Genomic DNA, 25,400 nt, shown 5'->3' on the forward strand with positions numbered 1-25,400 from the left:
GATCAGAACGGAGAATCCGGGAAGTAGAAGTCCTTGGCATTGTCCTTGGTGACGAGCGTCGCGTCGAGGATGTAATTGCCGTGAACAGGAACCTGGTCGAAGAGAGCTGCGGCCGTCAGTTCCATCGCCGTGCCGACCATTGCCGGCGGATAGAGAACGTCGACCGGGATCATCTTGTCGCCATCCATGACCTTCTTGATCATGTCCTTGGAGCCAGCACCGGCAACAACATATTTGATGTCGGTGCGCTTGGCCTGCTCGATCGCCTGAAGAACGCCGACGGCCATGTCGTCGTCCTGGCACCATACAACGTCGATCTTCTGGTACTTCGTCAGGTAATCCTGCATGACCTTGAAGGCGTCGTCGCGGTTCCAGTTGCCGTACTGGCGGTCGAGGACCTTGACGTTCGAGCCGGCAATGCCCTTGTCGAAGCCGTCCTGGCGCTGCTGGTCGATCGGGATCGGCAGACCGCGGATGATGACGACTTCGGCGTCCGGCGTATTGTCCTTGATATACTTGCCGGCGACTTCGCCGAGCGCCGGATTGTTGCCGGCAACGTAGAGGTCACGCACGGAGTTATCGTTGTTGCTAGGCGCGCGGTCGACGAGGGCGACGAATTTGCCCTTGTCCTTGACTTCCTTGATGGCGTTGACCAGCGGATCCGGATCCGACGGCAGGATGACGAGGGCGTCGATGCCCTGCGTATCGAGATCCTGCACGGCATTGGCCTGGCTGGCCGCATCAGGCGAGGTCTTGACGATGACGTTAAGACCCGGATGTTCGGCCATCAGCAGCTTGGCGACCCGTTCGGCATGAAAGACGACGCCCGAGGTCCAGCCGTGGTCGGCGGCCGGGATGGACACGCCGATCGTGAATTTCTTGTCCTGTGCATAGGCAGCGCCGGCGAAAGTCACCGCCGCAACAGCCAGACCCAACATTAATTTCCGCATGCTATTTCCTCCCAATGAGTTCAGGGACTTTTCCACACTGGGACCGGGCGCCCTGTATGCCCGACCAATTGAAGCAGGTACGATCATGATTTTCGTACCAGCGAGCGCTGGACGAACATTGCGATGATGATGATTGCACCCTGAATGGCGCCGATCAGATATTCGCTGATGAAATTCGAAAGCAGCATGATGTTGCCGACGAGTTCGAGAATGAAGGCGCCGCAGATGGTGCCCCAGACCCGGCCCGCGCCGCCCTTGAGCGCCGTGCCACCGACAACGACAGCGGTGATCGCCTGCAGCTCCCACAGGATGCCCGTCGTCGCCGACGTCGAACCGAGACGCGGAACGTAGAGCAGCACGGCGATGGCGACACACAGCCCCTGGATCACGAAGGCGATTGTGCGCACCCGGTCGACCGCGATACCCGAATAGCGGGCGACATCGCTGTTCGATCCAACAGCCACGACATGGCGTCCATATCGGGTGCGATAGAGGATGAAGGCCGCGACCGCCGTCACCGCCAGGATCACCACGATCGGCACCGGCACAACGGCGATGGTGCCGAAATAGGCCGGGCGATAGAGCGTCTGGATATCGGGCGAGCGAAGCGTGATCGCACCGCCCTGCGACAGCCATGTCGTCAGGCCGCGATAAATGCCCATCGTGCCGAGCGTCGCGATGAAGGGTTCGATCTTGCCGACAGTGGTAATGAGGCCGTTCGCCAAACCGCACAGCGCACCGGCGGCGATCGTGAAGACGACCGCAGCCATCAGCATCAGGGCCGGATTTTCGATGGCGGCCGAATTCATCAGCAGGATCATCAGGCTGGCGACGAAGGCCACCATCGAACCCACCGACAGGTCGAGATCGCCCGCCGATATCACGAAGGTCGCGCCGACCGCGATGATGGCAATGAAGGCGCTGCGCGTCGCGACATTGGCAAGGTTGGTGATGCCGATGAAATTGGGATTGACCAGGGCTCCGACGATCAGGAGCAGCGCTAGGGCGACGAAAGGCGCGACTGCGCGCAGGTCGACATCCCGCCAGGATCGGCGCCGGATTTCCCTGGTCTCCTCGTTGACACTCATTTCCAAAACCAACCTCCCGTCCCGTATTGTCTGGGCACTCTGTTTGTCCTGCGCGTCGGCGAAGCCTGCTTGCGGCCTCAGGCGGCCGCCTTCTTTTTGAGCCCGGCGGCGTAACGCATGATCTCCTGCTCGGAAATCTCGTCGCCCTCGAGCACGCCGACGATATGGCCTTCGCGCATCACCGCCACTCGCGTGCAGAGCCCGATCACCTCCGGCATTTCCGACGAGACGACGATGATCGACCGGCCGTCTCGGGCGAGAGCCGAAATGAAATGATAGATCTGCTGCTTGGTGCCGACATCGATGCCGCGCGTCGGCTCGTCGATGATGATGATGTCAGGATCGGTCTCCATGACCTTCGCGAGCAGCAGCTTCTGCTGGTTTCCGCCCGACATCCGGCCGGCGACGATATTGGCGTCGCGAACTCTAATGTCGAAACGGCGCTTAGCCTTCGCCAGCGCGGCCGCCTCACTGCCCGGGCTGAGATAGCCATGGCGAGAATGCCTTCCGAGTGACTGCAGCGTCAGATTGGTCGCCATGCCCGATCGCAGCAGCAGACCCTTCGACTTGCGGTCCTTGGTCATATAGGCAAGACCGCAGCGATTGGCGGCGTGAACGTCGCCGGAGGGGACCGCTTGCCCCTTGATGACCACCTCACCTTCGAGGCGAGGCCGCAGACCCGCGATCGCCTCCATCAATTCGGTACGCCCGGAGCCGATCAAACCGGAAAAACCGATGATCTCGCCCTTGCGTACCTCGAAGCTCGCATCTCTGACATAGCCGGTCGAGACCGCGGAGACGCGCAGGACGACCTCCTCGTCGACATTGGGTTCGACCTTGGCCGGGTAGAGGCTGGAGAGTTCGCGGCCGACCATCAGCTGCGCGATCGATTCCCCGTCCAGAATGGATGTGGGCGACGTCTTGACCCACTGGCCGTCGCGCAGCACCGTCACCCGATCGGTCAGCTCCATCACCTCGTCAAGCTTGTGGGAGACGAAGACGAAGCTCGTACCCTGGTCGCGAAGCTTGCGGACCTGCTTGAAGAGCATATTGGTCTCTTCCCGCGACAGCACGGCGGTCGGCTCATCCATGAATACGACGCGCGCATCGCGGCTGATCGCCTTGGCGATCTCGACCATCTGCTTGTCGGCGATGGAAAGCGTGCTGATCAGCGCGTTCTCATCGACATGCGAACCGAGCACGTCGAGGACCTTGCGCGTCTCGGCGCGCATATATTTGCGGTCGAGCACGCCGAAACGCGTCACCTCGCGACCGAGGAAAAGGCTCTCGGTCACGGTCAGATGGTCGGCAAGATTGAACTCCTGGTGAATGATGACAATGCCGAGCGCTTCCGCAGCACCATTCGGCGGCAGCACCACGGGCTTGCCGTCGAGCAGGATCTCACCGGAACTAGGCTGTTCGAAACCTGATAGCACCTTGACGAGCGTGGATTTGCCGGCGCCGTTTTCACCCATGAGCGCATGGACTTCACCGGCGTGGAGGTCGAAGTTGACACTGAAGAGGACCTGCACGCCGCTGAAGGATTTGCATATGCGCCTGGCGGACAGAACCACGGGTGCGGCGTCGGCGATCTCCACGGTCATAATGCCCTCCCCCTAGAGCGCTGCGCGTCCCGGCAGCACCGGCAACGCTCCGTCATCTTGAACGAGCGCACGCTTTCTAACACCGCTGAGGGTCTTCAGGCGTGCGCGTGCGGCTCCCGACCGCTTTGAGCCGTATGTAAACCTTTACATCGGCCATGTAAAGGTTTACATCGTGGATTCACACAGATGAGTTGAAGCTTGCCTTTGACCTCTCGACAAGTCTGTGTAGTGTCGCGGCGAAGACAGCCTTAAGGCAGAGCCCAGTGTCGAATTCCACGCCCGCTACAATCGAAGACGTCGCCCGGATCGCCGAGGTCTCCATCGCGACGGTTTCCCGGGCAATCCACACGCCGGAAAAGGTCGCCAATTCGACGCGGCTCAAAGTCAACCAGGCGATCGCCATCACCGGCTATACGACCAATGCCATGGCGCGCAGCCTGAGGCTCGGCCGCTCCAACATGATCCTCGTGGTGGCGCCCGATATCGGCGACCCCAATTTCTCCAACATCCTCGTCGGACTCGAGAATGAGGCGCGTGCGCACGGCTACGGCGTCCTGATCGGCCACACCCAGAACGACGCCCAGCGCGGCCTCGAATATCTGAAATTCTTGAATTCGAACCAGGCCGCGGGGCTCATCCTCTTCACCGGCATCCTGCCCTTCGGTCACCAGACGATGACGGCGCGGCTGCCGCCGAGCGTCGGCGTCTTCGAACCCGTCTTCAACGGCGGCATTCCTTATGTCGGCGTCGACGATACCGAGGGCGCGCGAAAGGCAGTTGATCTGCTGCTGGCCGAAGGCCATCGCAAGATCGCCTTCATCGGCGATTCCCGCACCCGGCTCGCCTACACCAGACGCCGCATGGGCTATGATGCCGGTCTCGACGCAGCCGGCGTTCCGCGTGACCTGAGGATCGTGCTCGAAGGCGACGGCACGATCGAAAGCGGCCGGCATGCGGTCGAACAGCTTTTCATGCGCGACACGCTTCCCACAGCCTTCATGTGCGTGAACGACCAGACCGCGATCGGCGTCATGATCGGGCTCGGCGCACGCGGCTATGATATTCCGCGGGATTTCTCCGTGACCGGTTTTGATGACGTGCCGCAGGCCGTCTTCATATCCCCGTCGCTGACGACGATCCGCCAGCCGAGGACGGCGATCGGCAAACAGGCGATGGCGCTGCTGCTGGACCTTCTGTCCGATGGGCGCCCGGCCGAAACGGAAATCCTGCTGCGGCCGGATCTCATTGTTCGAAACTCAGTCTCCGCGCCGTCGCGCAACTGGTTGAAGCGCTGAACGGCGATAGAATAACCGGCTGGAAAAGTTGCGCCGGCGACCAGCGGCCGCCGGCGCCTGGCATCAGACGTAACGGTTGACGACGTTTTCGAGCAATTCCTGCTTGCCGGATTTCGGCTGCGGGTTAACGTCCTTGCTCTCGACCCAGCTGGTGATCTCATCCAGCGAATACTCGCCGCGGAAGAGCTTCTGCGCCTCGGCCGATTCCCAGCCGGCATAACGATCGGCGAGCGGCTGCGACAGGGCCTTGTCCTCGATCATCCTGGCGGCCGCCTTCAGGCCGCGGGCGCAGCAATCCATGCCGCCGATATGACCGATCAGGAGGTCTGCAGGATCGAGCGACTGGCGGCGCAACTTCGCGTCGAAGTTGGTGCCGCCGGTCTTGAAACCGCCGCCTGCCAGGACGTGGTAATAGGCCAGCGCCATTTCCGGAACATTGTTCGGGAACTGGTCGGTATCCCAGCCGGACTGGTAGTCGTTTCGGTTCATGTCGATAGAGCCGAAGATGCCGAGCGCGTTGGCAAGCGCCAGTTCGTGCTCGAAGGAGTGGCCGGCGAGGATCGCGTGGCCCTGCTCGATATTGACCTTCACCTCGTTTTCGAGACCGTGCTTCTTGAGGAAGCCGTAGACGGTCGCGACGTCGTAATCATACTGGTGCTTGGTCGGCTCCTGCGGCTTCGGCTCGATCAGGATCGTGCCCTTGAAGCCGATCTTGTGCTTGTATTCGACGACGAGGTTGAGGAAGCGGCCGAGCTGATCGAGCTCGCGCTTGAGATCGGTGTTGAGCAGCGTCTCGTAACCTTCACGGCCGCCCCAGAGTACGTAGTTCTCGCCGCCGAGCTTCTGGGTGGCGTCGATGCAGGTCTTGACTGTCGCGGCTGCGAAAGCAAAGACATCGGGATCCGGGTTGGTCGCAGCACCCGACATGTAGCGGCGATTGGAGAAGAGGTTCGCCGTGCCCCAGAGCAGCTTGGTTCCGGTGGCAGCCTGCTTCTCGGCGAAATAGTCGACGATCTCGTTGAGGTTCTTGGTGTTCTCGGCGAAGTTCTTGCCTTCCGGGCGCACGTCGGCGTCATGGAAGCAGTAGTAGGGCGCACCCAGCAGCGAGAAGAATTCGAAAGCGACGTCGGCCTTCAGCTTGGCAGCCTTCATCGAGTCTTCGAACCAGGGACGCAGGAAGGTCTGGCCGCCGAAGGGATCGCCGCCCGGCCAGGTGAAGGTGTGCCAATAGGCCACAGCAAAACGCAGATGATCTTCCATGCGTTTGCCGAGAACGATCTCGTCCGGCTGGTAATAGCGGAAGGCCAGTGGATTGGTGCTGTCCGGGCCTTCATATTTGATCTTCTGGATATCGCCGAAAAATCCGGTGCTCATGTTGGGGTCTCCTTGGGTTCGTATTTCAGTCTTAGCGTTGGTGCCATTCGGCGGCCCGATGAGGGCCGCCGGCTCCAGTTCTCAATGCGCCAGCGACTTGATCGCCGGATAAAGTGCCCGGAAGCGCTTATAGCCATCCTCGTAGGCGCCCTTCAGCGCCGAGACCGGTTCGATCGTGCCGGCGGTCACCGGCGGCTTGCAGACGGCAGTCGGATCTGCCCCCGTTGCTGCGATCAGGCCGAGGCGGGCCGCACCGAATGCCGCGCCGAAATCGCCGTCGGCCGGCAGGTCGACCGGAACGCCGAGCGCGGTGGCGATCGATGCCAGCCAGTAGTGCGAGCGCGAACCGCCGCCGATCGCCGTGACGCGCGAGATGCCGGCGCCGGCCGAACGCAGCGCTTCGAGATTGTCGCGGAGAGCGAAGCTCACACCTTCAAGCACCGCCTGCGTGAGCACCGCGCGGCTGCTTTCGTGACCGAGCCCGATGAAGGCGCCGCGGATGACGGCATCGTTGTGCGGGGTGCGCTCGCCGGAGAGATAGGGCAGGAAGGTAACGCCGGTCGGCGCCTTCGGCGTCTCGCCGAGTTCGCTGGTGAGATCGGCGGCGGATTTGCCCGTCACACCGGAATGCCAGTTGAGCGCATCGGTGGCCGACAGGATGACACCCATCTGGTGCCAAGTGTTGGGCAGCGCATGGCAGAAGGCATGCACGGCGCTTTCCGGCTTCGGCAGATATGAACCGTTGGCGGCAAAGAGAACGCCCGATGTGCCGAGCGATACAAAGGCGGCGCCATCGCTGACCGTGCCCATGCCGCAGGCCGATGCCGCATTGTCGCCCGCGCCGCCGGCAACGACGACAGTGCCTGATATGCCCCATTGCGCCGCCAGCTCCGACCGCAGCTTTCCGGCCTGCTCCGTGCCTTCGACGAGCGCCGGCATCTGCTCCTTGGAAAGGTTGGTGGCTGCAAGCAGTTCGGACGACCAGCCGCGCTTGCCGGTATCGAGCCAGGAGGTGCCTGCCGAATCCGACATTTCGGAAATATATTCACCGGTCAGCCAGAGGCGCAGGTAATCCTTCGGCAGCAGCACCTTGGCGACCTTGGCGAAGACATCGGGCTCATGCTTCTGAACCCAGGCGAGTTTCGGCGCCGTGAAGCCGGGGAAGACGATATTGCCGGTCAGCGCGCGGAAGCGCGGATCGGCATCGAGTGCCGCGGCCTCGACATGGCTGCGCGTGTCGTTCCAGAGGATGCAGGGACGCAGCACCTTGTCGCTCGCATCGATCAGCGTCGCGCCGTGCATCTGGCCGGAAAGGCCGATGCCCTTGACCGCGGCAAGTTCGTTCGGATGTTTCGCCTTGAGCCCGGCGACGGCCTCCTGCGTGGCGCGCACCCAATGGGCCGGCTCCTGCTCCGACCAGCCGGAATGCGGGCGCGAGACGTCGAGCGAACCATTGGCCGAGCCGACGATCCTCTGATCGCCGTCGATCAGCATCGCCTTGACGCCGGAGGTTCCGAGATCGAGACCGAGATACATTTGGTATTCTCCTTTGCCGTTACGGCAGATTGTCTTTCAGGAATATGTCGAGACGGATGCGTTCCTGCGCTTCGATGACGGCGAGCCCATCCGCCTTGGCTTTCAGCACCCGGATCGCGCTGCGCACCTCATGGCCGGCATCCTGGTTGAGGATCGCATCGATCGTGTGGTCGATGAGCGCCGCCCGCGTATGCACGGTCAATTCGTGGGCGATCACGGTCAGCGTCCGGTCAACGGCTTTTTCCTTCAGCGCCCGGATGAGGCCGCGAGTGCCGGCGCCGAGGCTGTAGACGCCGACGATGCCGGCATTTTTAAGCGAGTCGGCAACCAGCCGATGGGCGACCTCGGGATCGTCGCGCCCTTCGAGAACCGGCAGGATCGCAAGGTCCGGAAATTCCTCGGCCATGACGGAGGTGAAGCCCTCGAGCCGCTCGCGATGGTCGCGCACCACCATGGAGCCGGCAAGCACCGCGACGTCGCCTTTTCGCGGCCCGAGAAAACGGCCGAGCAGGCGGGCAGCCGTACGGCCCGCGGCGATATTGTCGACGCCGGCATAGTGATGGCGCAGCGACCCGGTCAGATCGGAAACCAGCGTGACGATCGGAAACCCGTCGCGCACCAGCCTGTCGACGATCGCCCGCACTTCAGGCGCATCGGTCGCGACCATCGCTATGCCGCAAGGCTTCCCCCGGGAAAGCTCGTCGAGCACGGAGACGAGGGCAGCCGGATCGAAAGCCGGCACTTCGATGGTGCGGATATCGGTGCGTTCTGCCGGCGATCGGAGGATCGCCTGCCGGATCTCGGCATTGAGCCCGTGCATGAAGGAATTGTCGCTGGCCGGCAGGATGAAGACCAGCGGATAGGTGCGGCCCTTGGCGAGATTGGCGGCGGCGAGATCTCTGATATAACCGAGCTCGCGAATTGCGGTCTCGACCTTCTCCCGCGTGACGTGGCGCACGCCGGGACGCTGGTTGAGAACCCGGTCGACAGTGGCGAGACTGACGCCCGCCGCAGCGGCGATATCGTGAACAGTTGGCCTCATCGTTCCTCCTGACGAGACCATTAGCGCCAAACTTGATGTACGTAAATCAAAAAATCGGAAGGGCGAACCGCGGACTGATTTTCGCCAACTGTGGTTCAAATCGCGTCGGACGAGCGATCACGCGGCTGATGACACAGCGGCCGCAAAAACGGCAAATAAAAAGGCCCTCCGGGGAGAGGGCCTTTTCAAGGGGCGGAAGCCGGAGGTCAGTGGCCGCCGCCACCTCCTCCCCCGCCTTGCGGCGCGGGTTTCTGGATCATACCAACACCGAGAATCATCGCCAGGAAAAGCACGGTCAGGATCAGGAACACATCGCTGAAGGAGAGGATGATCGCCTGCTTGGTGGCAAGGCCGACCATCTGCTTGATCGCCACCGACGCGCCGTCCATGCCATAGGTGTTGAAGTTCGCGGCCATGTTGTTCATCTGGTCGATCGCCGCCGGATTGCCCCAGTCCATATTCTCCCGCAGCCGCTCGTAATGCACGTCCTGCCGGTTGGTGAGCACTGTGTTGATCACGGCAAGGCCGACGGCGCCGCCGAGATTTCTGGTGAGATTGAACAGGCCGGAGGCGCCGCGGATGCGCGAGGGCGGCATCGTGCCGAGCGCGATGTTGTTGATCGGCACCATGCACATCATCAGTCCGAAACCGCGCAGGATCTGCGGGATGAACAGTTCGTAAAAATCCCAATCCGCCGTCAGGTGCATCATGATATATGTGCCGGCGGCAAAGCTGGTGAATCCGATCACCATCATCAGGCGCAGGTCCATCTTCGTCGACAGCCGGCCGGCGATCGGCGCGGTGAAGAACATCGCAAGGCCGGAAACGAACATCGTCTCGCCGATCATCAGCGAGTCGTAGCCGCGGATACTTCCGAGATAGACCGGGTAGATATACGTCAGGCCGTAAAGACCGATCCCCATGACGAAGGAGAAGACCGAGCCGAAGGAAAAATTTCGATTGGCAAAGGCCTTGAGGTCGACAACCGGAAAATCAACCGTGAAGGCACGATAGAAGAAGACGACGGCCGCGACAGCCGAAGCGACGGCCGCGATGGCGATGGCGCTGTCGTTGAACCAGTCGTTCGAATTGCCCTCTTCGAGCACATATTCCAACGCTCCGAGGAAGATGCCCATCGACACCAGCCCCCACCAATCGAACTTCTTGAAGAGCGACAGTTCCGGCTTGTCGAAATCGATGAAGTTCCAGGTGACGATGGTAACGATGATGCCGGGAATGATATTGACGAGGAACAGCCAGTGCCAGGAGAAGGCGTGGCTGAGATAGCCGCCGACGGTCGGGCCGATGGTCGGCGCCAGCGTCGCGATAAGGCCGATGATCGGCGAGACGATGCTGCGCTTCGACGGCGGGAAGATGGTGAAGGCGGCCGCGAAGACCGACGGAATCATCCCACCGCCGATGAAGCCCTGGATGGCGCGATAGACGATCATCTGATCGATATTCGTCGCCGTTGCCGCAAGAGCACTCGCCATGGTGAAGCCGGCGGCCGAAATCGCGAAGAGATAACGCGTCGAGATGATGCGCGCCAGCGTGCCCGAGAGCGGGATCATGATGACTTCGGCGATCAGGTAGGATGTCTGCACCCAGCCGATCTCATCGCTTCCGGCTGAAAGGCCGGCCTGGATCTCGGCAAGCGACGCCGAGACGATCTGGATGTCGAGGATCGACATGAACATGCCAAGCACCATCGCGAAGAAGGCGATAAGCTTCCTTGGATCCATGCGGTCGTCGGCGTGAGCAGGCGCTGCCGGAATCGTACCCGCTGTTGCTGTCGCGCTTCCGGCCATGGGACTACCTCCGCCTTTCCAGAGCAATTTTTTTCACGGAATTCCGCTGCACAGTTTTGCTGGAATCGCTCTGAAGTCTTACTTGCTCGGCGCCGTGCGGGTATCGACGTCGACGACGACGCTCAGGCCCGCGCGCAGACGCCCGCTGTCGAGCGCATCCTGCGGCAGCGCGATGCGCACCGGCACACGCTGGATCACCTTGGTGAAATTACCCGTGGCGTTTTCCGGCGGCAGCAGTGAAAAGACCGAGCCGGACGCCGGCGAAATCGAAACGACGGTGCCGACGATCGGGTGGTCATCATAAGCATCGACATGAACGTCGACCTTCGAGCCCGGAACGAGATGCTGGATCTGCGTTTCCTTGAAATTGGCGTCGATATAAAGCTCACGCACCGGAACGAGCGCCATCAGGCGCTGGCCGGGTGACACCAGATCGCCCTCCTGGACGGAGCGGTTGCCGACGATGCCGTCATAAGGCGCCTTGAGGACGGTGAAGGAGAGATCACGGGCGGCTTTGTCACGCGAGATTTCCAGTGACCGGACCGAACCTTCCGCCTCCTTGCGCTGGGCCTGAAGAATGGTGATGTTGGCCCGCGCAGCGGTGATATTGGCATCGCCGCCGGCAAGATTGGCCTTGGCCTGGTCGAGGGCAATATTGGCGCTGTCGAGATCGGCGGCGGTGCCGACAGACTTCGCCTGAAGCTCGCTCTGGCGCTTCTGGGTGATTTCGGCACCGCGAACGGCCGCTTCGAGTGCCACCTTCTGCGCCTGCGCCTGCGCGAGGCTCGCATTGGCGCCTTCGATCTGCGCGTCGATACGCTGCAGCGAAAGCTGTTCGGTGGCGATCTGAGCCTGGGCCTGATCGAGGGCGTTCTGGTAGTCGCCATTGTCGAGCGTGGCCAGCACGTCGCCCGCTTTGACTTCCTGGTTGGCGACGACGTTCACCTTCGCGACGTAACCCGTGACCTTCGGCGAAATCGTTGCGATGTCGCCTTCGATATAGGCGTCGTCGGTCGACACCATGAAGCGGCCGTTCGTCCACCACTCGTAACCATACCAGGCGCCGCCTGCGAGAAGCGCGAGCACGACGATCGGCAGCACCGGACTGCGGCGCTTCTTGGCAGCCGCAGGAGCTGCGACCGAAGCCGGCGCCGACTGCGCGGGGGCAGACGGCTTCTCGCGCGCTTCCGCCGACGGAGCCTCCGCAACGGCCGCGGCCTTGGCCTCTTCGGCTTCGGCGTTTTCGCTGACGATACGCGCGACATTGCTTTTCTGGTTGCTCGACATGGCCACTTACCGATCTTGGAGTAATTAATCGAACTGAACGGTTCGGTTCAGTTGACATAAACCTGTTTTCCCGCCATATCAAGATGCATAGAACCAATCGGTTCGATTTCTTTTAAGGAAGAGGCGAAACCGAAAACACGGTTAAGGAGACATGACGCTGAAATCCGACAATGCCGCCGTATTCAGCCCTCCCCCCGCTGGAGGCCGATTCGCCGCGGGCGAAGATCCGGCCAAGCGCCAGCAGATCCTCGATGGCGCCAAACGCGTCTTCATGAAAATGGGCTTCGATGCCGCCAGCATGAACGATGTGACGCGTGAGGCCGGCGTTTCCAAGGGGACGCTCTACGTCTACTTCACCAACAAGGAAGAGCTGTTTTCGGCGATGGTCGAGAACGAGCGCGCCGCCTTCGTGGCCGCAGTGCGCACGGCGCTTGCCGAGCATGACGATCTCGAATCGGGGCTGTACGAATTCGGGATAAGCTTCGTCACCCACATGACCGACGAAAAGGTCATCACCGCCATGCGCACCGTTCTCGGCGTTCGAGACCGCATGCCGGCCCTCTGTCAGCGCTTCTTCAAGGGTCCGGTCAATCTGCGCACCATCATGCGCGATTTCCTGGAGCGCCACATCGCCGAGGGCACGCTTGAAATCGACGACATCGATCTCGCCGCCGGCCAGTTTCTCGATCTCGCCAGCGGCAGTTTCTTCAAGCTGCGCCTGTTCGGCAGCATGGAAGAACCGCCAAGCCGCGAAGAGATCGACCGCGTCATCCGCGGTGCGATCAGGGTCTTCATGGCAGCCTATGGCGCGCGCCGGCACGACACCGCCTGATACGTTTTCTTGACTGCTCCCTTGCATCGGCCAAAACTCCGCAAGAACGATCAAACCCGGCTTTCGGCTTTTCTCTAAGGAAGAAGCCGCAACCAGGGGAGTGAAAATGAGCGCCATCGCACGGGCGATCTGGTTCATAGAGAGCCATTTCGAAAGCGATATATCGCTGGAGCAGATATCGGAAGCAGCCGGATTGTCGCGCTACCATCTGTCGCGCGTCTTCGGGCTGGTCACCGGCCACTCGATCAGCGGCTATATCAGGGGGCGGCGCCTCAGCCGCGCCGTGCCCGCCTTGGTCGGCGGTTCATCCACCATTCTCGAGGTTGCGCTTTGCGCGGGCTACGGCTCGCACGAGGCTTTCACCCGTGCCTTCCGCGACCAGTTCGGCATGACGCCGGATGCGGTGCGCAGACAAAGGCACGCCCGCAATCTTGTCTTGCTGGAGCCGATCAGAATGGACCCCGCCCACCTCAACGACCTCGAACCGCCCCGCTTCGAAAACCTTCAGCCCATGCTCTTTGCCGGCCTGCAGGAGATTTACGCCCATGGCGACAATGCCGCCATTCCCTCCCTCTGGCAGAGGTTCAATGCCCATTTCGGCCATATCTCCGGCCAGAAGGGCAATGTCGCCTACGGCATCTGTACGCATATCGACGGCGAAGCGGAGAAATTCCGCTATATGGCCGCGGCCGAAATCTCCGATACCGGCGATCTGCCCCCGGATTTCGCAACCCTTAAGCTTCCCGGCCAGCGCTACGTCGTCTTCATCCATCGCGGCCATGTCTCCGGCATTTCCGTGACCATGAACCGGATTTTCGGCGCATGGTGGCCCACCTCAGGCCTGGAGCACGGCGAAACACCTGACATGTTCGAACGCTACGACGAGCGCTTCGATCCTCGTACCGGCATGGGCGTCACTGAAATCTGGCTACCTATTAGGGAATAAAAGTCATATCGATTTCGTATATCCCCTTGCGGCGCTTGCGCAGCAGACCGCGGACACTACATTGCGGGCGTCATCGGTGACGCAAGGGGATATAAGCTAATGCAGGAAATTATGACGCTCATTCAGGATCCGGCCGCCTGGGTGGCGCTCATCACGCTGGTGGTGATGGAAGTCGTTCTCGGCATCGACAACCTGATCTTCATTTCCATTCTCACAAACAAGCTGCCCTCCGAGCACCGGGAGAAGGCCCGCAAAATCGGTATCGGTCTGGCCCTCATCATGCGCCTGGCGCTGCTCGGCACCATCGCCTGGATCGTGCAACTGACCGAACCGCTGTTCGAGGCTTTCGGACATGGTTTCTCCTGGAAGGACCTTATCCTGATCGCCGGCGGTCTCTTCCTCGTCTGGAAAGCCACCAAGGAAATTCATCACACGGTCGATCCGATCGATCATCAGGAGGATTTCATCGCGAAGTCCGTCACGACAGGCTTTGCATCGGCCATCGGTCAGATCCTGCTGCTCGACCTGGTCTTCTCCGTTGACAGCATCATCACCGCCGTCGGCATGACGCCGCACCTGCCGATCATGGTGATCGCCGTCATCGCCGCCGTTACCGTCATGCTGGTCGCGGCGACTCCGCTCGCCAACTTCATCGAGAGAAACCCGACAATCGTCATGCTGGCGCTCGCCTTCCTACTGATGATCGGCACGACGCTGATCGCCGAAGGCATGGGCTTCCACGTACCCAAGGGTTACGTCTACGCCGCCATGGCCTTCTCGGCGCTGGTCGAGGTGCTGAACATGTTCGCGCGCAACGCCCGCAAGCGCAAACGCGAAGGCGCGCACTGAGGCTGATACGGCAGGGCGCGCTGCAACCAGCGCGCCCCGCTCCGCGCCGGAAGCCGTTGCGGACGTGGTTTTCCTTGACGCGCCCGGTTGAATATGGCCTAAGGCCAGCCGAACGGACGATCGGCTGATGGTGCGGGCGAATGCCCATTTTTCGGCCGGTTTGCCGAAGATATCTGCATCCTTCCGGCCGAACGTCGCTTTCCCGTGAAAGCAGTCCGGCATTCATTGACGGGCCCATACAATGACAGTTTCCGGGACAGCTACCGGCGTCCGCGTCCGCATCGCTCCCTCGCCGACCGGCGAGCCGCATGTCGGCACCGCTTATATCGCTCTCTTCAATTACCTTTTTGCCAAGAAGCACGGCGGCGAGTTCATCCTGCGCATCGAGGATACCGATGCGACGCGCTCGACTCCGGAATTCGAGACGAAGGTGCTGGACGCGCTGAAATGGTGCGGACTGGAATGGAAGGAAGGCCCCGATATCGGCGGTCCCTACGGCCCTTATCGCCAGTCCGACCGCAAGCCGATGTACCAGCCCTACGCCCAGGAATTGCTGGACAACGGCCATGCCTTCCGCTGTTTCTGCACGCCCGCGCGGCTGGAGCAGATGCGCGAGGCGCAGCGCGCCGCCGGCAAGCCGCCGAAATATGATGGCCTCTGCCTGAGCCTCACGGCCAAGGAAGTGACCTCTCGTGTAGCTGCGGGCGAAGCCTCGGTCATCCGCATGAAGATCCCGGCCGAAGGCTCCTGCGACTTCACCGACGGCGTCTATGGCGATGTCTCCATTCCGTGGGATTCCGTCGACATGCAGGTCCTGATCAAGGCCGACGGCATGCCGACCTATCATATGGCCAACGTCATCGACGACCATCTGATGAAGATCACCCACGTGGCGCGCGGCGAGGAATGGCTGGCGTCGGTGCCGAAGCACATCCTGCTCTATCGCTATTTCGGCTGGGAGCAGCCGGTCTTCATGCATCTGTCGCTGATGCGCAATGCCGACAAGTCGAAGCTGTCGAAGCGCAAGAACCCGACCTCGATCTCCTATTATTCGGCGCTCGGTTATATCCCCGAAGCACTGATGAACTTCCTCGGTCTGTTCTTCATGCAGATCGCCGAGGGCGAAGAGCTTCTGACGATGGAAGAGCTCTCCGAAAAGTTCGATCCGGACAATCTCTCCAAGGCCGGGGCGATCTTCGACATCCAGAAGCTCGACTGGCTGAACGGCCGTTGGATCCGCGAAAAGCTCAGCGAAGAGGAATTCCGGGCGCGCGTGCTGACCTGGGCGATGGAAAACGACCGGCTGCTGGCGGGCCTGCGCCTGTCGCAGACGCGCATTTCCAAGCTCGGCGAATTGCCCGATCTCGCCGGCTTCCTGCTGAAGTCCGATCTCGGCCTGCAGCCCTCCGACTTCGCCAAGATCAAGTCGCCGCCGGAAGAGATCCTGGAGATCCTCAACACCGTCCAGCCGGATCTCGAAAAGATCCTCGAATGGAACGTCGAGACGATCGAGGCGGAACTGCGAGCGATCTCCGACCGCATGGGCAAGAAGCTGAAGGTCGTGGTCTCGCCGCTCTTCGTCGCCGTCTCCGGCTCGTCGCGCTCCCTGCCGCTCTTCGATTCCATGGCGATCCTCGGACGCTCCGTCGTCCGACAGCGCCTGAAGCTTGCCGCCCAGGCCGTCGCCGCCCTCGTCGGCTCGAAGTAAGAATAGTCAGAGGATTTCGACAGTGGCTGACAACAAGACCGAAAACACCCTCTCCTCCGACGCGACCGAGGTGCGCGCCCAGAAGCTGAAGCTGCTGCGCGAGCAGATCGGAGACGTCTATCCGGCGCATTTCCACCGGACGCTGACCAATGCCGAACTGAGCGCCAAGTATGAATCTCTGGAAGCCGATGTCGAGACACAGGACGTCGTGACGGTTGCCGGCCGCGTCTACTCCTCGCGCAACTCGGGCATGTTCATGGATCTCCATGATGCCTCCGGCAAGATCCAGATCTTCTCGCACAAGGATGTAACCGGCGAGGAAGCCCGCGCGCTGCTGCCGATGATCGACATTGGCGACATTATCGGCGTCACCGGCATCGTGCGCCGCACCAAGCGCGGCGAGCTGACGATCAATGCGCAGAAGATCGAAATGCTGACGAAGTCGCTGCTGCCGATGCCTGAGAAGTGGCACGGCCTCTCCGACATCGAGCTGCGGTATCGCAAGCGCCATCTCGACATCATGACCAACGAGGATTCGAAGCTGCGCTTTCAGCAGCGCTCGAAGATCGTCTCCGGCATCCGCCGTTTCATGGAAAATGACGGCTTCATGGAAGTCGAAACACCGATGCTGCATTCGGTCTATGGCGGCGCCACTGCCGAACCGTTCAAGACGCATCACAACACGCTGAAGCTCGACATGTACCTGCGCATCGCGCCGGAACTGTTCCTGAAGCGCACGCTGGTCTCGGGCCTCACCGACAAGGTCTTCGAAATCAACCGCAATTTCCGTAACGAAGGCGTCTCCACCCGGCACAATCCCGAATTCACCATGATGGAGTGTTACTGGGCCTATGCCGATTACGAGGACATGATGGACCTCGTCGAGCGGATGTTCGAGACCCTGGCGCTCTCCATTCACGGCACGACAGAATTCGACTTCGTCGACAAGCGGTTGTCCTTCAAGGGACCGTTCAAGCGCGTGCCGATGCCGGATGCCGTCAAGGAAGCGACCGGTATCGATTTCCTCGCCATCAAGACCGATGAAGACGCCCGCGCCGCCGCCAGGGCTGCCGGATTCGAGGTCGAGAAGGACTGGACCTGGGGCGAATGCCTCGCCTTCCTCTTCGAGGAAAAGGTCGAAGCCACGCTGATCCAGCCGGCCCACGTCACGCATTTCCCGAAGGACATCTCGCCCTTCGCCAAGGAAGTGCCGGGCGAGCCGCGGCTTGTCGAACGCTTCGAGACCTATTGCAACGCCTGGGAACTCGGCAACGCCTTCTCCGAACTCAACGATCCCGAAGAGCAGCGCCGTCGCATGGTCGAGCAGCTCGAACAGGCGCATGCCCGCGGCGAAAAGGCAAAGCAGCTGGACGAGGAATTCCTCGACGCGATCGACCAGGGCATGCCGCCGGCCGGTGGCCTCGGCATCGGTGTCGACCGTCTGATCATGCTTCTGACCAACGCGCCATCGATCCGCGACGTCATCCTCTTCCCGGCCCGCCGCAGTAAGGCCGACTGACAGGAAGACATGCAGGAAAAACAAAGCGGAGTGCCGGCCGGCGCTCCGCTTTTTTCATGCCGCTGTTCAGTGGGTCTTGGCGGCTTCTGCCGGCGGCTCTTCGGCCGGCGCCTCGGACATCGTATCGGTGCCGTGGTCCCCGGCCGCAGGCGCTGCTTCGCTTCCGGCCTCCGGCGCTACGCCATGGCCGACGCCATCCGCCTTCTTGTTCTTCGCCGCAGCCTTCTTGTCCGCCTCGTCGCCCTTGGTAGAGGCAACGGCGACCGGATCGACACAATCCTCCGGTTCCTTGAAAGCAGCGCTGATCATCGCGATCTCGTCGGCCGGCAACTCGATGCGCTCGCCGAAGAACAGCCCGTTTTCGCTGGCTTTGCCGTCATAGTAACGGGCGGTATAGGTTTTATCGTCGAGGCCCGGAATGGTCTTGTCGGGATGCGGGATATAAACGACGTCGGCGCCGATCGCCCGGCCGCGAATGTCCGCGCGCAGCGTGGGACCGTTCTCATCGAGCACCACCACCTGCACCAGATCCGGCTTCTGCGCGGCATAGACGGCCTGGGCGACGCGAAGCGCGGTCCTGACCCGTGTCATGCCATCGGTCGGTTCGGTTTTGATGTATTTCCGAATCCAGACATGATCCTGCTTCCTGATCGTCACCAGGTTGACGTCGCTGCATTCGAGCCCATGGCCGCCAGCGGCGACGCCAATCAGCCTGTCCTTGCCGACATAGACTGCCGCACCACCGGAAACGCCCACCAGAAGCGCGACTCCGCCGACAATGATTGCCAATTTCCGGGAAGGCCGGAATATGCGCAGTAAGGCCTTCACGCCAACTGCTCCGCCATCTCAAACTCCAACGCAGGACAGGTGCCGAGATGCTAGGGAAATGACGTTTCGGAAAGTTTAAATGGACGCGCCGAGCTCGCCCCATTTCAGTAAAATCCCAAAAAAGGTCTGAATTTTTCGCCTGCTTGCCACGGCACATTCCGCCATGCTCTAAACGCCCATGGCCTTCACGCTTCGCCAGATCCAGTATTTCGTCGCCGTCGCCGAACAAGGTTCGGTGACACGGGCGGCGCAGAACCTTTCGATCTCGCAATCCTCGGTGACGGAAGCGCTGAAAGAGCTCGAAACGGACCTCGGAGTCGCGCTCTTCGAGCGCCACCCTCGCGGGCTGACGATCACCCATAACGGCCATCAGTTTCTGCGTCACGCGACGAAGATCCTGGCGTCCGTCTCCGATGCGCGCACCAGCTTCTCAGGCCAGCAAAGTGCCCTCTCCGGCACCTTGAACATCGGCGTCACCTCGCTCGTCGCCGGTTACGTGCTCTCCGACTTGCTGGCGCGATACCGGCGCGCCTGCCCTGGGATCGAGGTCAGCGCCATCGAGGACAATGGCGGCTATCTCGAACATCTGCTGGTCGGCGGCGAGCTTGATGTCGCCGTTATGGTGATCTCCAACCTGCGCGACCGCATGGCGCTGCAGGCGGAAATCCTGGAAACCTCGCCCTATCGGCTATGGCTGCCCATGGGCCATCCTCTCGTGTCGGCCGACATCATCTCGGTCGCCGATATCGCTCGCGAACCGCTGATCATGCTGACGGTCGACGAAATCGAAGAGAACACCGGCAAGCTGCTGTCGGCGCTCGGCGCCCGCCCGCATGTCGCCTTCCGCACCCGCTCTGTCGAAGCGGTGCGCAGCCTGGTCGCGACAGGCGCCGGCGTCGCGCTCCTTCCCGATCTCGTCTATCGCCCCTGGTCGCTCGAAGGCGACCGCATCGAGAGCCGCGACGTCTCCGGCTCGCTGCCTGTCGTGCAGGTCGGCATGGTCTGGCGCAAGGGTTCCAGCCTGCCGCAGGCAGCGCGCGATTTCGTGGGCATCGCCGAAAGCATGCGCTCCGGGCGCATCCGCTAATATCGGAATTTCCGATATCGTCCTTCTGTTTAATGAATTTGCGAAACCGGCATTTTCGGGTCACCTTCTTAACCGGGAACGAACGGCCACTGAAGTGGCACCAAACCGGGAGACGGATGATGAGGACTCTCTTGAAATCCTGCACGGCAGCGCTTGCATGTCTGAGCTTCGCGACGCAGGTGGTCGCCGCCGAACCGCTGAAAGCCTTGGGCAAGGGCGAGGGCGCCGTCAGCATCGTCGCCTGGGCCGGCTACATCGAACGCGGCGAAACCGACAAGAACTACGACTGGGTCACCGATTTCGAAAAGGAAACCGGCTGCAAGGTTTCGGTCAAGACCGCAGCCACCTCAGATGAAATGGTCTCGCTGATGAACGAGGGCGGCTTTGATCTCGTCACGGCGTCGGGTGACGCGTCGCTTCGCCTCATCGCCGGCAAGCGTGTCCAACCGATCAACACCGATCTGATCCCGAGCTTCAAGAATGTCGACGAGCGGCTGCAGAATGGCCCGTGGTACACGGTCGGCGGCATGCATTACGGCGTGCCCTACCTTTGGGGGCCGAACGTGCTGATGTACAATACCGACGCCTTCAAGGATAAGCCGCCGACCAGCTGGGGAGTCGTCTTCGAAGAACAGACCCTGCCCGACGGCAAGTCGAACAAGGGCCGCGTCCAGGCCTATGACGGCGCCATCTATATCGCCGACGCCGCCATGTATCTGATGGCCCACAAGCCGGATCTCGGCATCAAGGACCCCTACGAACTAACCGAAGATCAGTACAAGGCCGCCCTCGACTTGCTGCGCGGCCAGCGCAAGCTCGTCTCGCGCTACTGGCACGACGCGATGATCCAGATCGATGACTTCAAAAACGAAGGCGTCGTCGCCTCCGGTTCCTGGCCCTTCCAGGTCAACCTGCTGCAGGCCGACAAGCAGAAGATCGGCTCCACCTTCCCCGAAGAAGGCGTCACCGGCTGGGCCGATACCACCATGCTGCATGTCGACAGCGAACATCTGAACTGCGCCTATATGTGGATGGAACATTCGCTGAAGGCCAAGGTCCAGGGTGATGCCGCCGCCTGGTTCGGCGCCGTGCCCTCCGTTCCCGCTGCCTGCAAGGGCAACGCACTGATGGGCGATACCGGCTGCGCCACCAACGGCTTCGATCACTTCGACAAGATCAAGTTCTGGAAGACCCCGGTCGCCAAATGCACGTCGCAGAGCGAATGCGTGCCCTATCACCGCTGGGTGTCGGACTATATCGGCGTGATCGGCGGTAGGTAGTGCGTCACAGCCCCTCACCCTAACCCTCTCCCGCCTGCGGGGAGATGGGACGTGCCCGCGACAAGCTGGTAAGCGAAAGCAACGCGGCGTGTCCCCTTCTCCCCGAGCGGTGAGAAGGTGCCCGGCAGTGCAGATGACGGGCTTACACGGCAGGACCTAGTTATCCCGGAGCCCCCAATGACGTCAGCCGTCCGTTTCCAGCAGGTATCGCGCCATTTCGGCCAGGTTCGCGCCGTCGATGGCGTCGATCTCGAGATCGCGCCCGGCGAATTCTTTGCCATGCTCGGGCCGTCCGGTTCCGGCAAGACGACCTGTCTGAGGCTGATCGCCGGTTTTGAGCAGCCGACGGCGGGCCGCATTCAGATCTTCGGCGAGACGGCCGACGGCGTTCCGCCCTATCGGCGCAACGTCAACACCGTGTTCCAGGACTACGCGCTCTTTCCGCATCTCAACATTCTCGACAACGTTGCCTACGGGCTGATGGTCAAGGGCATCGGCAGGGTGGAGCGGATGAAGGCTGCGAATGATGCCCTCGAACTCGTCAAGCTGCCGGGTTACGGCGCCCGCCGCCCCGGTCAGCTCTCCGGCGGCCAGCGTCAACGCGTGGCGCTCGCCCGCGCCCTGGTCAACAAGCCGAAGGTGCTGCTGCTCGACGAGCCGCTCGGCGCGCTTGACCTGAAGCTGCGCGAGCAGATGCAGGAGGAATTGAAGAGCCTGCAGCGCGCGCTCGGCATCACCTTCGTCTTCGTCACCCATGATCAGGGCGAGGCGCTGTCCATGGCCGATCGGGTCGCCGTCTTCAACAATGGAAACATCGTCCAGCAGGGCACGCCGCAGGATATCTACCGCTGTCCGAAGACCCGCTTTGTCGCCGATTTCGTCGGCTCGTCCAACGTGATCGCGCCTGATCTGATGGCGTCCCTCGGCGGCGAGAAGCGCTGGGCGAGCCTGCGCCCCGAAGCGATCCGGCTGGCAAGCGACGGCGTCGAGGCGAAAGTCGAGAGCGCAAGTTTCCTCGGCGCGGCCACGCGCCTCAGTGTCGATCTCAAGGGCAGCCGGCTGCATGTCATGCTGCCGGCCGGCTCATCCGTGCCGGAAATCGGCGCCGGCATCCGGCTTGGCTGGCAGCCTGCCGATATCCACTATATGGACGACGCGGCATGACGGCGCTCACCATGTCAGGCGGCAAGACATCGATCCTTCCGCGACGTAGCGGGTTTTTCGGCCTGATGTCGGACACCTTCTGGCGACGCCCGAAGCTCTTGCTCTTTCTCATGCTGACGCCGCCGCTGCTCTGGCTTGGCATCATCTATATCGGCTCGCTGATCGCCCTGCTTCTGCAGAGCTTCTTCTCAATCGACGATTTTTCCGGGCTGGTGAATTACGAATTCACGCTTTCGACCTATGCCCAGCTTCTGAGCCCGACGAATTTCGACATCATCATCCGCACCGTCGTGATGGCCGCTCTCGTCACCGTCGCTTCCGCGCTGATCGCTTTCCCGATTGCCTACTATGCGGCGCGTTATGCCCATGGCAAATGGAAGGCGCTCTTCTATCTCGGCGTCATGCTTCCGCTGTGGTCGAGCTATCTCGTCAAGATCTATGCCTGGAAACTGATCCTCGCCAAAGAGGGCATCCTCACCTGGATCTTCGAAAAGCTCCATCTCTCCTGGTTGCTCGACGGCGTCCTGAACCTGCCCGTCATTGGCGGCAATTCTCTCTCGGTGAGCTACCTCGGCACCTTCATCGTCTTCGTCTATGTTTGGCTGCCCTATATGATCCTGCCGACGCAGGCGGCCCTCGAACGTGTGCCTGGCAACCTCATAGAGGCCTCGGCGGATCTCGGCGCCACACCTCGCCAGACTTTCCGCACCGTGCTGCTGCCCTTGGCGCTGCCGGGCATCGTCGCCGGTTCGATCTTCACTTTCTCGCTGACCTTGGGCGATTACATCATCCCGCAGATAATCGGCTCTTCCAGGCTCTTCATCGGCCAGGCTGTCTATGCTCAGCAGGGAACGGCCGGCAACGTGCCACTGGCGGCCGCTTTCTCCGTCGTGCCGATCGTTATCATGGCGCTCTATCTGTGGCTCGCCAAGAAACAGGGAGCCTTCGATGCACTCTGACCTCAAGATAGCGCCGCTGCCCCTGAAGATCGCCGCCGCCGTCGGACTGCTCTTCCTGCATTTGCCGATCCTGCTGATCTTCATCTATGCCTTCACCACCGAGGAGAAGAGCTATCAATGGCCGCCGCCCGGCCTGACTCTGCAATGGTTCGCCGTCGCCTGGAACCGGCCGGACGTCTGGTCGGCACTCAGCCTTTCCCTGCAGGTCGCCGTCATCGCCACCGCAATCGCGCTGGTCCTCGGCACGCTCTGCGCGGCGGCGGTCAGCCAAACGAAGTTCTTCGGCCGCGAGGCGATCTCGCTGCTGGTCATCCTGCCGATCGCCCTTCCCGGCATCATCACCGGCATTGCGCTACGCTCGGCCTTCAGCCTTTTCGACATCCCCTTTTCGGTGTGGACTATCGTACTCGGCCACGCCACCTTCTGCGTGGTCGTCGTCTACAACAATGCCGTCGCCCGGTTCCGCCGCACCTCCGGCTCACTGATCGAGGCCTCGATGGATCTCGGCGCCGACGGCTTCCAGACTTTTCGTCATGTCATCCTGCCAAATATCGGCACCGCTCTTCTGGCCGGCGGCATGCTGGCTTTTGCCCTTTCTTTCGACGAGGTCATCGTCACCACCTTCACCGGCGGCCAGCAATCGACCTTGCCGATCTGGATGCTCGAAGAACTCATCCGCCCGCGCCAGCGGCCCGTCACCAATGTGGTGGCCATGGTCGTGGTGCTCGTCACTTTCGTGCCGATCCTGGCAGCCTATTACCTCACGCGCGACGGCGACCAGATCGCCGGCGGCGGCAAATGACAGGGAGAACATCATGGATATCCAAATGCTGATCGGTTCCCGCTTCGAAAAAGGTACGGAGACGGAAGAGCACATCCTGAACCCGAAGACCGGCGAGACGGTGATCGACCTTCCCGAAGCCTCGCTTTCCCAGATCGATGCCGCCGTCGACGCCGCAGAAAAAGCCTTCGCGAGCTGGTCGCAGACGACGCCTTCCGAACGCTCCGGCTATCTCCTGAAGATTGCCGACGCGATCGAGAAGGATGCCACCGGTTTCGCCGCGCTGGAGGCGCTGAACTGCGGCAAGCCGATCAATTCGGTGCTGAACGACGAAATCCCGGCGATCGTCGATTGTTATCGCTTCTTCGCCGGCGCTGTGCGCAACCTGCATGGGCCTGCCGCCGGCGAATACCTGCCCGGCCACACCTCGATGATCCGCCGCGATCCGATCGGCATAGTCGGCTCGATCGCGCCGTGGAACTATCCGCTGATGATGATGGCCTGGAAGCTGGCGCCCGCGATCGCCGGCGGCAACACCGTCGTCTTCAAACCCTCGGAACAGACGCCGCTGACAGCGCTGAAGATGGCGAAGCTGCTTTCCAACATTCTTCCCGAAGGCGTCGTCAACGTCATCCTCGGCCGTGGCGAAAGCGTCGGCAATGCGCTCATCAACCATGCCAAGATCAACATGGTCTCGATAACGGGCGATGTTGCCACCGGCAAGAAGGTGCTTCAGGCCGCAGCCAAGACCGTCAAACGCACCCATCTGGAACTCGGCGGCAAGGCCCCGGTCATCGTCTTCGACGATGCCGATATCGATGCCGTCGTGTCAGGCATCCGCACCTTCGGCTATTACAATGCCGGCCAGGACTGCACCGCCGCCTGCCGCATCTATGCCGACGCCCGGGTCTACGACAATTTCGTCGCCGATCTCTCCTCTGCTGTCGCCAGCATCCGCTTCAACCAGGCTGACGATACCGAAAACGAGATCGGGCCGCTGATCTCCAGGCGCCAGCGCGACCGCGTCGAGAGCTTCGTCGCTCGCGCTTCAGAGCACAAGCACATGGAGATCACCGCGGGCGGCACTGTCTCAGGCGACAAGGGCTTCTTCTTCACTCCGACCGTCATAGCTGGCGCCCTGCAGGACGACGAGATCGTCCGCCGCGAGGTCTTCGGGCCGGTCGTCTCGGTCACCCGCTTCTCCGATCCCGACGACGCCATCGCCTGGGCAAACGACAGCGACTACGGCCTCGCCTCCTCGGTCTGGACCAGGGATGTCGGCCGCGGCATGAAGACAGCCGCGCGCCTGCAATATGGCTGCACCTGGATCAATACGCATTTCATGCTGGTCAACGAGATGCCGCATGGCGGCCTCAAACAGTCGGGCTACGGCAAGGACATGTCCGTCTATGCGCTGGAGGATTATACCGCCGTTCGCCATGTGATGATCAATCACGGCTGAC

The 25,400-nt window shown here is 61.7% G+C and carries 21 protein-coding genes; 12 read left to right on the forward strand and 9 right to left on the reverse strand.

Translation table 11 applies throughout. The annotated features are described in order from the left end of the window. Positions 1–2: 2 nt before the first annotated feature. From GA0061105_RS17385 to GA0061105_RS17395, 3 genes are all read right to left on the reverse strand, one after another. Entirely contained in the window at positions 3–950 is a 948-nt protein-coding gene (locus tag GA0061105_RS17385) for a substrate-binding domain-containing protein (protein WP_064694262.1), read from the reverse strand. 83 nt (positions 951–1,033) lie between these two features. Continuing rightward, positions 1,034–2,038, reverse strand: a complete 1,005-nt coding sequence (locus GA0061105_RS17390) for an ABC transporter permease (RefSeq protein WP_092751857.1) — start codon at positions 2,036–2,038, stop codon at positions 1,034–1,036. A gap of 77 nt (positions 2,039–2,115) precedes the next feature. Continuing rightward, the gene (locus GA0061105_RS17395) at positions 2,116–3,642 is read right to left on the reverse strand and encodes a sugar ABC transporter ATP-binding protein (RefSeq protein ID WP_092751760.1); all 1,527 of its coding nucleotides are present in this window, start codon (positions 3,640–3,642) and stop codon (positions 2,116–2,118) included. A gap of 263 nt (positions 3,643–3,905) precedes the next feature. On the opposite strand from GA0061105_RS17395, the gene GA0061105_RS17400 reads away from it, so the two are divergent. After that, on the forward strand, positions 3,906–4,937 hold the full coding sequence (locus tag GA0061105_RS17400) for a LacI family DNA-binding transcriptional regulator (protein WP_064694259.1): 1,032 nt from the start codon (positions 3,906–3,908) through the stop codon (positions 4,935–4,937). A gap of 63 nt (positions 4,938–5,000) precedes the next feature. Here the strand turns inward: GA0061105_RS17400 and xylA are convergent, their stop codons facing one another. The 5 genes from xylA to GA0061105_RS17425 all read right to left on the reverse strand — a co-directional run bounded on the left by xylA (position 5,001) and on the right by GA0061105_RS17425 (position 11,984). Then, positions 5,001–6,311: a xylose isomerase gene (gene xylA, locus GA0061105_RS17405; protein WP_064694258.1), complete on the reverse strand. Its 1,311-nt coding sequence runs from the start codon at positions 6,309–6,311 to the stop codon at positions 5,001–5,003. Positions 6,312–6,392: 81 nt separating this feature from the next. Beyond that, positions 6,393–7,847, reverse strand: coding sequence for a xylulokinase (gene xylB / locus GA0061105_RS17410; RefSeq protein ID WP_092751762.1), 1,455 nt, complete (start codon positions 7,845–7,847; stop codon positions 6,393–6,395). A gap of 19 nt (positions 7,848–7,866) precedes the next feature. Continuing rightward, positions 7,867–8,889, reverse strand: a complete 1,023-nt coding sequence (locus GA0061105_RS17415; RefSeq protein WP_064694256.1) for a LacI family DNA-binding transcriptional regulator — start codon at positions 8,887–8,889, stop codon at positions 7,867–7,869. A 206-nt stretch (positions 8,890–9,095) separates the two neighbouring features. Further along, complete coding sequence (locus GA0061105_RS17420) at positions 9,096–10,697, reverse strand: DHA2 family efflux MFS transporter permease subunit (protein WP_064694255.1); 1,602 nt, start codon at positions 10,695–10,697, stop codon at positions 9,096–9,098. 78 nt (positions 10,698–10,775) lie between these two features. Then, positions 10,776–11,984 (reverse strand): HlyD family secretion protein, encoded by a 1,209-nt coding sequence (locus GA0061105_RS17425; RefSeq protein ID WP_092751763.1) that lies wholly within the window; start codon positions 11,982–11,984, stop codon positions 10,776–10,778. 151 nt (positions 11,985–12,135) lie between these two features. Between GA0061105_RS17425 and GA0061105_RS17430 the strand changes: the two genes are divergently transcribed. From GA0061105_RS17430 to lysS, 5 genes are all read left to right on the forward strand, one after another. Beyond that, the gene (locus GA0061105_RS17430) at positions 12,136–12,816 is read left to right on the forward strand and encodes a TetR/AcrR family transcriptional regulator (RefSeq protein ID WP_064694253.1); all 681 of its coding nucleotides are present in this window, start codon (positions 12,136–12,138) and stop codon (positions 12,814–12,816) included. 106 nt (positions 12,817–12,922) lie between these two features. Next, positions 12,923–13,762, forward strand: a complete 840-nt coding sequence (locus GA0061105_RS17435; RefSeq protein ID WP_092751765.1) for an AraC family transcriptional regulator — start codon at positions 12,923–12,925, stop codon at positions 13,760–13,762. Positions 13,763–13,861: 99 nt separating this feature from the next. Next, positions 13,862–14,611: a TerC family protein gene (locus tag GA0061105_RS17440; protein ID WP_092751767.1), complete on the forward strand. Its 750-nt coding sequence runs from the start codon at positions 13,862–13,864 to the stop codon at positions 14,609–14,611. Between the two features lie 241 nt (positions 14,612–14,852). Further along, on the forward strand, positions 14,853–16,319 hold the full coding sequence (gltX, locus tag GA0061105_RS17445; RefSeq protein WP_092751769.1) for a glutamate--tRNA ligase: 1,467 nt from the start codon (positions 14,853–14,855) through the stop codon (positions 16,317–16,319). Positions 16,320–16,341: 22 nt separating this feature from the next. After that, the gene (gene lysS, locus GA0061105_RS17450; RefSeq protein ID WP_092751771.1) at positions 16,342–17,838 is read left to right on the forward strand and encodes a lysine--tRNA ligase; all 1,497 of its coding nucleotides are present in this window, start codon (positions 16,342–16,344) and stop codon (positions 17,836–17,838) included. Positions 17,839–17,904: 66 nt separating this feature from the next. Here lysS and GA0061105_RS17455 read toward each other — a convergent pair whose 3' ends face one another. Beyond that, positions 17,905–18,666, reverse strand: coding sequence for a hypothetical protein (locus GA0061105_RS17455; RefSeq protein WP_092751773.1), 762 nt, complete (start codon positions 18,664–18,666; stop codon positions 17,905–17,907). Positions 18,667–18,844: 178 nt separating this feature from the next. Here GA0061105_RS17455 and GA0061105_RS17460 point away from each other — a divergent pair, with 178 nt between their 5' ends. From GA0061105_RS17460 to GA0061105_RS17485, 6 genes are all read left to right on the forward strand, one after another. Continuing rightward, positions 18,845–19,753 carry a LysR family transcriptional regulator gene (locus GA0061105_RS17460; RefSeq protein WP_064694247.1) on the forward strand — a complete coding sequence of 303 codons (909 nt, stop codon included), beginning with the start codon at positions 18,845–18,847 and terminating at the stop codon, positions 19,751–19,753. A 119-nt stretch (positions 19,754–19,872) separates the two neighbouring features. Continuing rightward, positions 19,873–21,033, forward strand: a complete 1,161-nt coding sequence (locus tag GA0061105_RS17465; RefSeq protein ID WP_092751775.1) for an ABC transporter substrate-binding protein — start codon at positions 19,873–19,875, stop codon at positions 21,031–21,033. Between the two features lie 177 nt (positions 21,034–21,210). Continuing rightward, a complete protein-coding gene (locus GA0061105_RS17470) occupies positions 21,211–22,197 on the forward strand; it encodes an ABC transporter ATP-binding protein (protein ID WP_092751777.1) in 987 nt (328 codons plus the stop codon). Then, positions 22,194–23,156 carry an ABC transporter permease gene (locus GA0061105_RS17475; protein ID WP_092751779.1) on the forward strand — a complete coding sequence of 321 codons (963 nt, stop codon included), beginning with the start codon at positions 22,194–22,196 and terminating at the stop codon, positions 23,154–23,156. The genes GA0061105_RS17470 and GA0061105_RS17475 overlap by 4 nt, the downstream gene beginning before the upstream one ends. Then, positions 23,146–23,958: an ABC transporter permease gene (locus GA0061105_RS17480; protein ID WP_064694243.1), complete on the forward strand. Its 813-nt coding sequence runs from the start codon at positions 23,146–23,148 to the stop codon at positions 23,956–23,958. Before GA0061105_RS17475 ends, GA0061105_RS17480 begins: the two co-directional genes overlap by 11 nt. 13 nt (positions 23,959–23,971) lie before the next feature. Further along, positions 23,972–25,399, forward strand: a complete 1,428-nt coding sequence (locus tag GA0061105_RS17485; protein ID WP_092751781.1) for a gamma-aminobutyraldehyde dehydrogenase — start codon at positions 23,972–23,974, stop codon at positions 25,397–25,399. The last annotated feature ends 1 nt before the right edge of the window (position 25,400 follow it).

Source organism: Rhizobium aethiopicum, from assembly GCF_900094625.1.
Lineage (GTDB): Bacteria > Pseudomonadota > Alphaproteobacteria > Rhizobiales > Rhizobiaceae > Rhizobium > Rhizobium aethiopicum.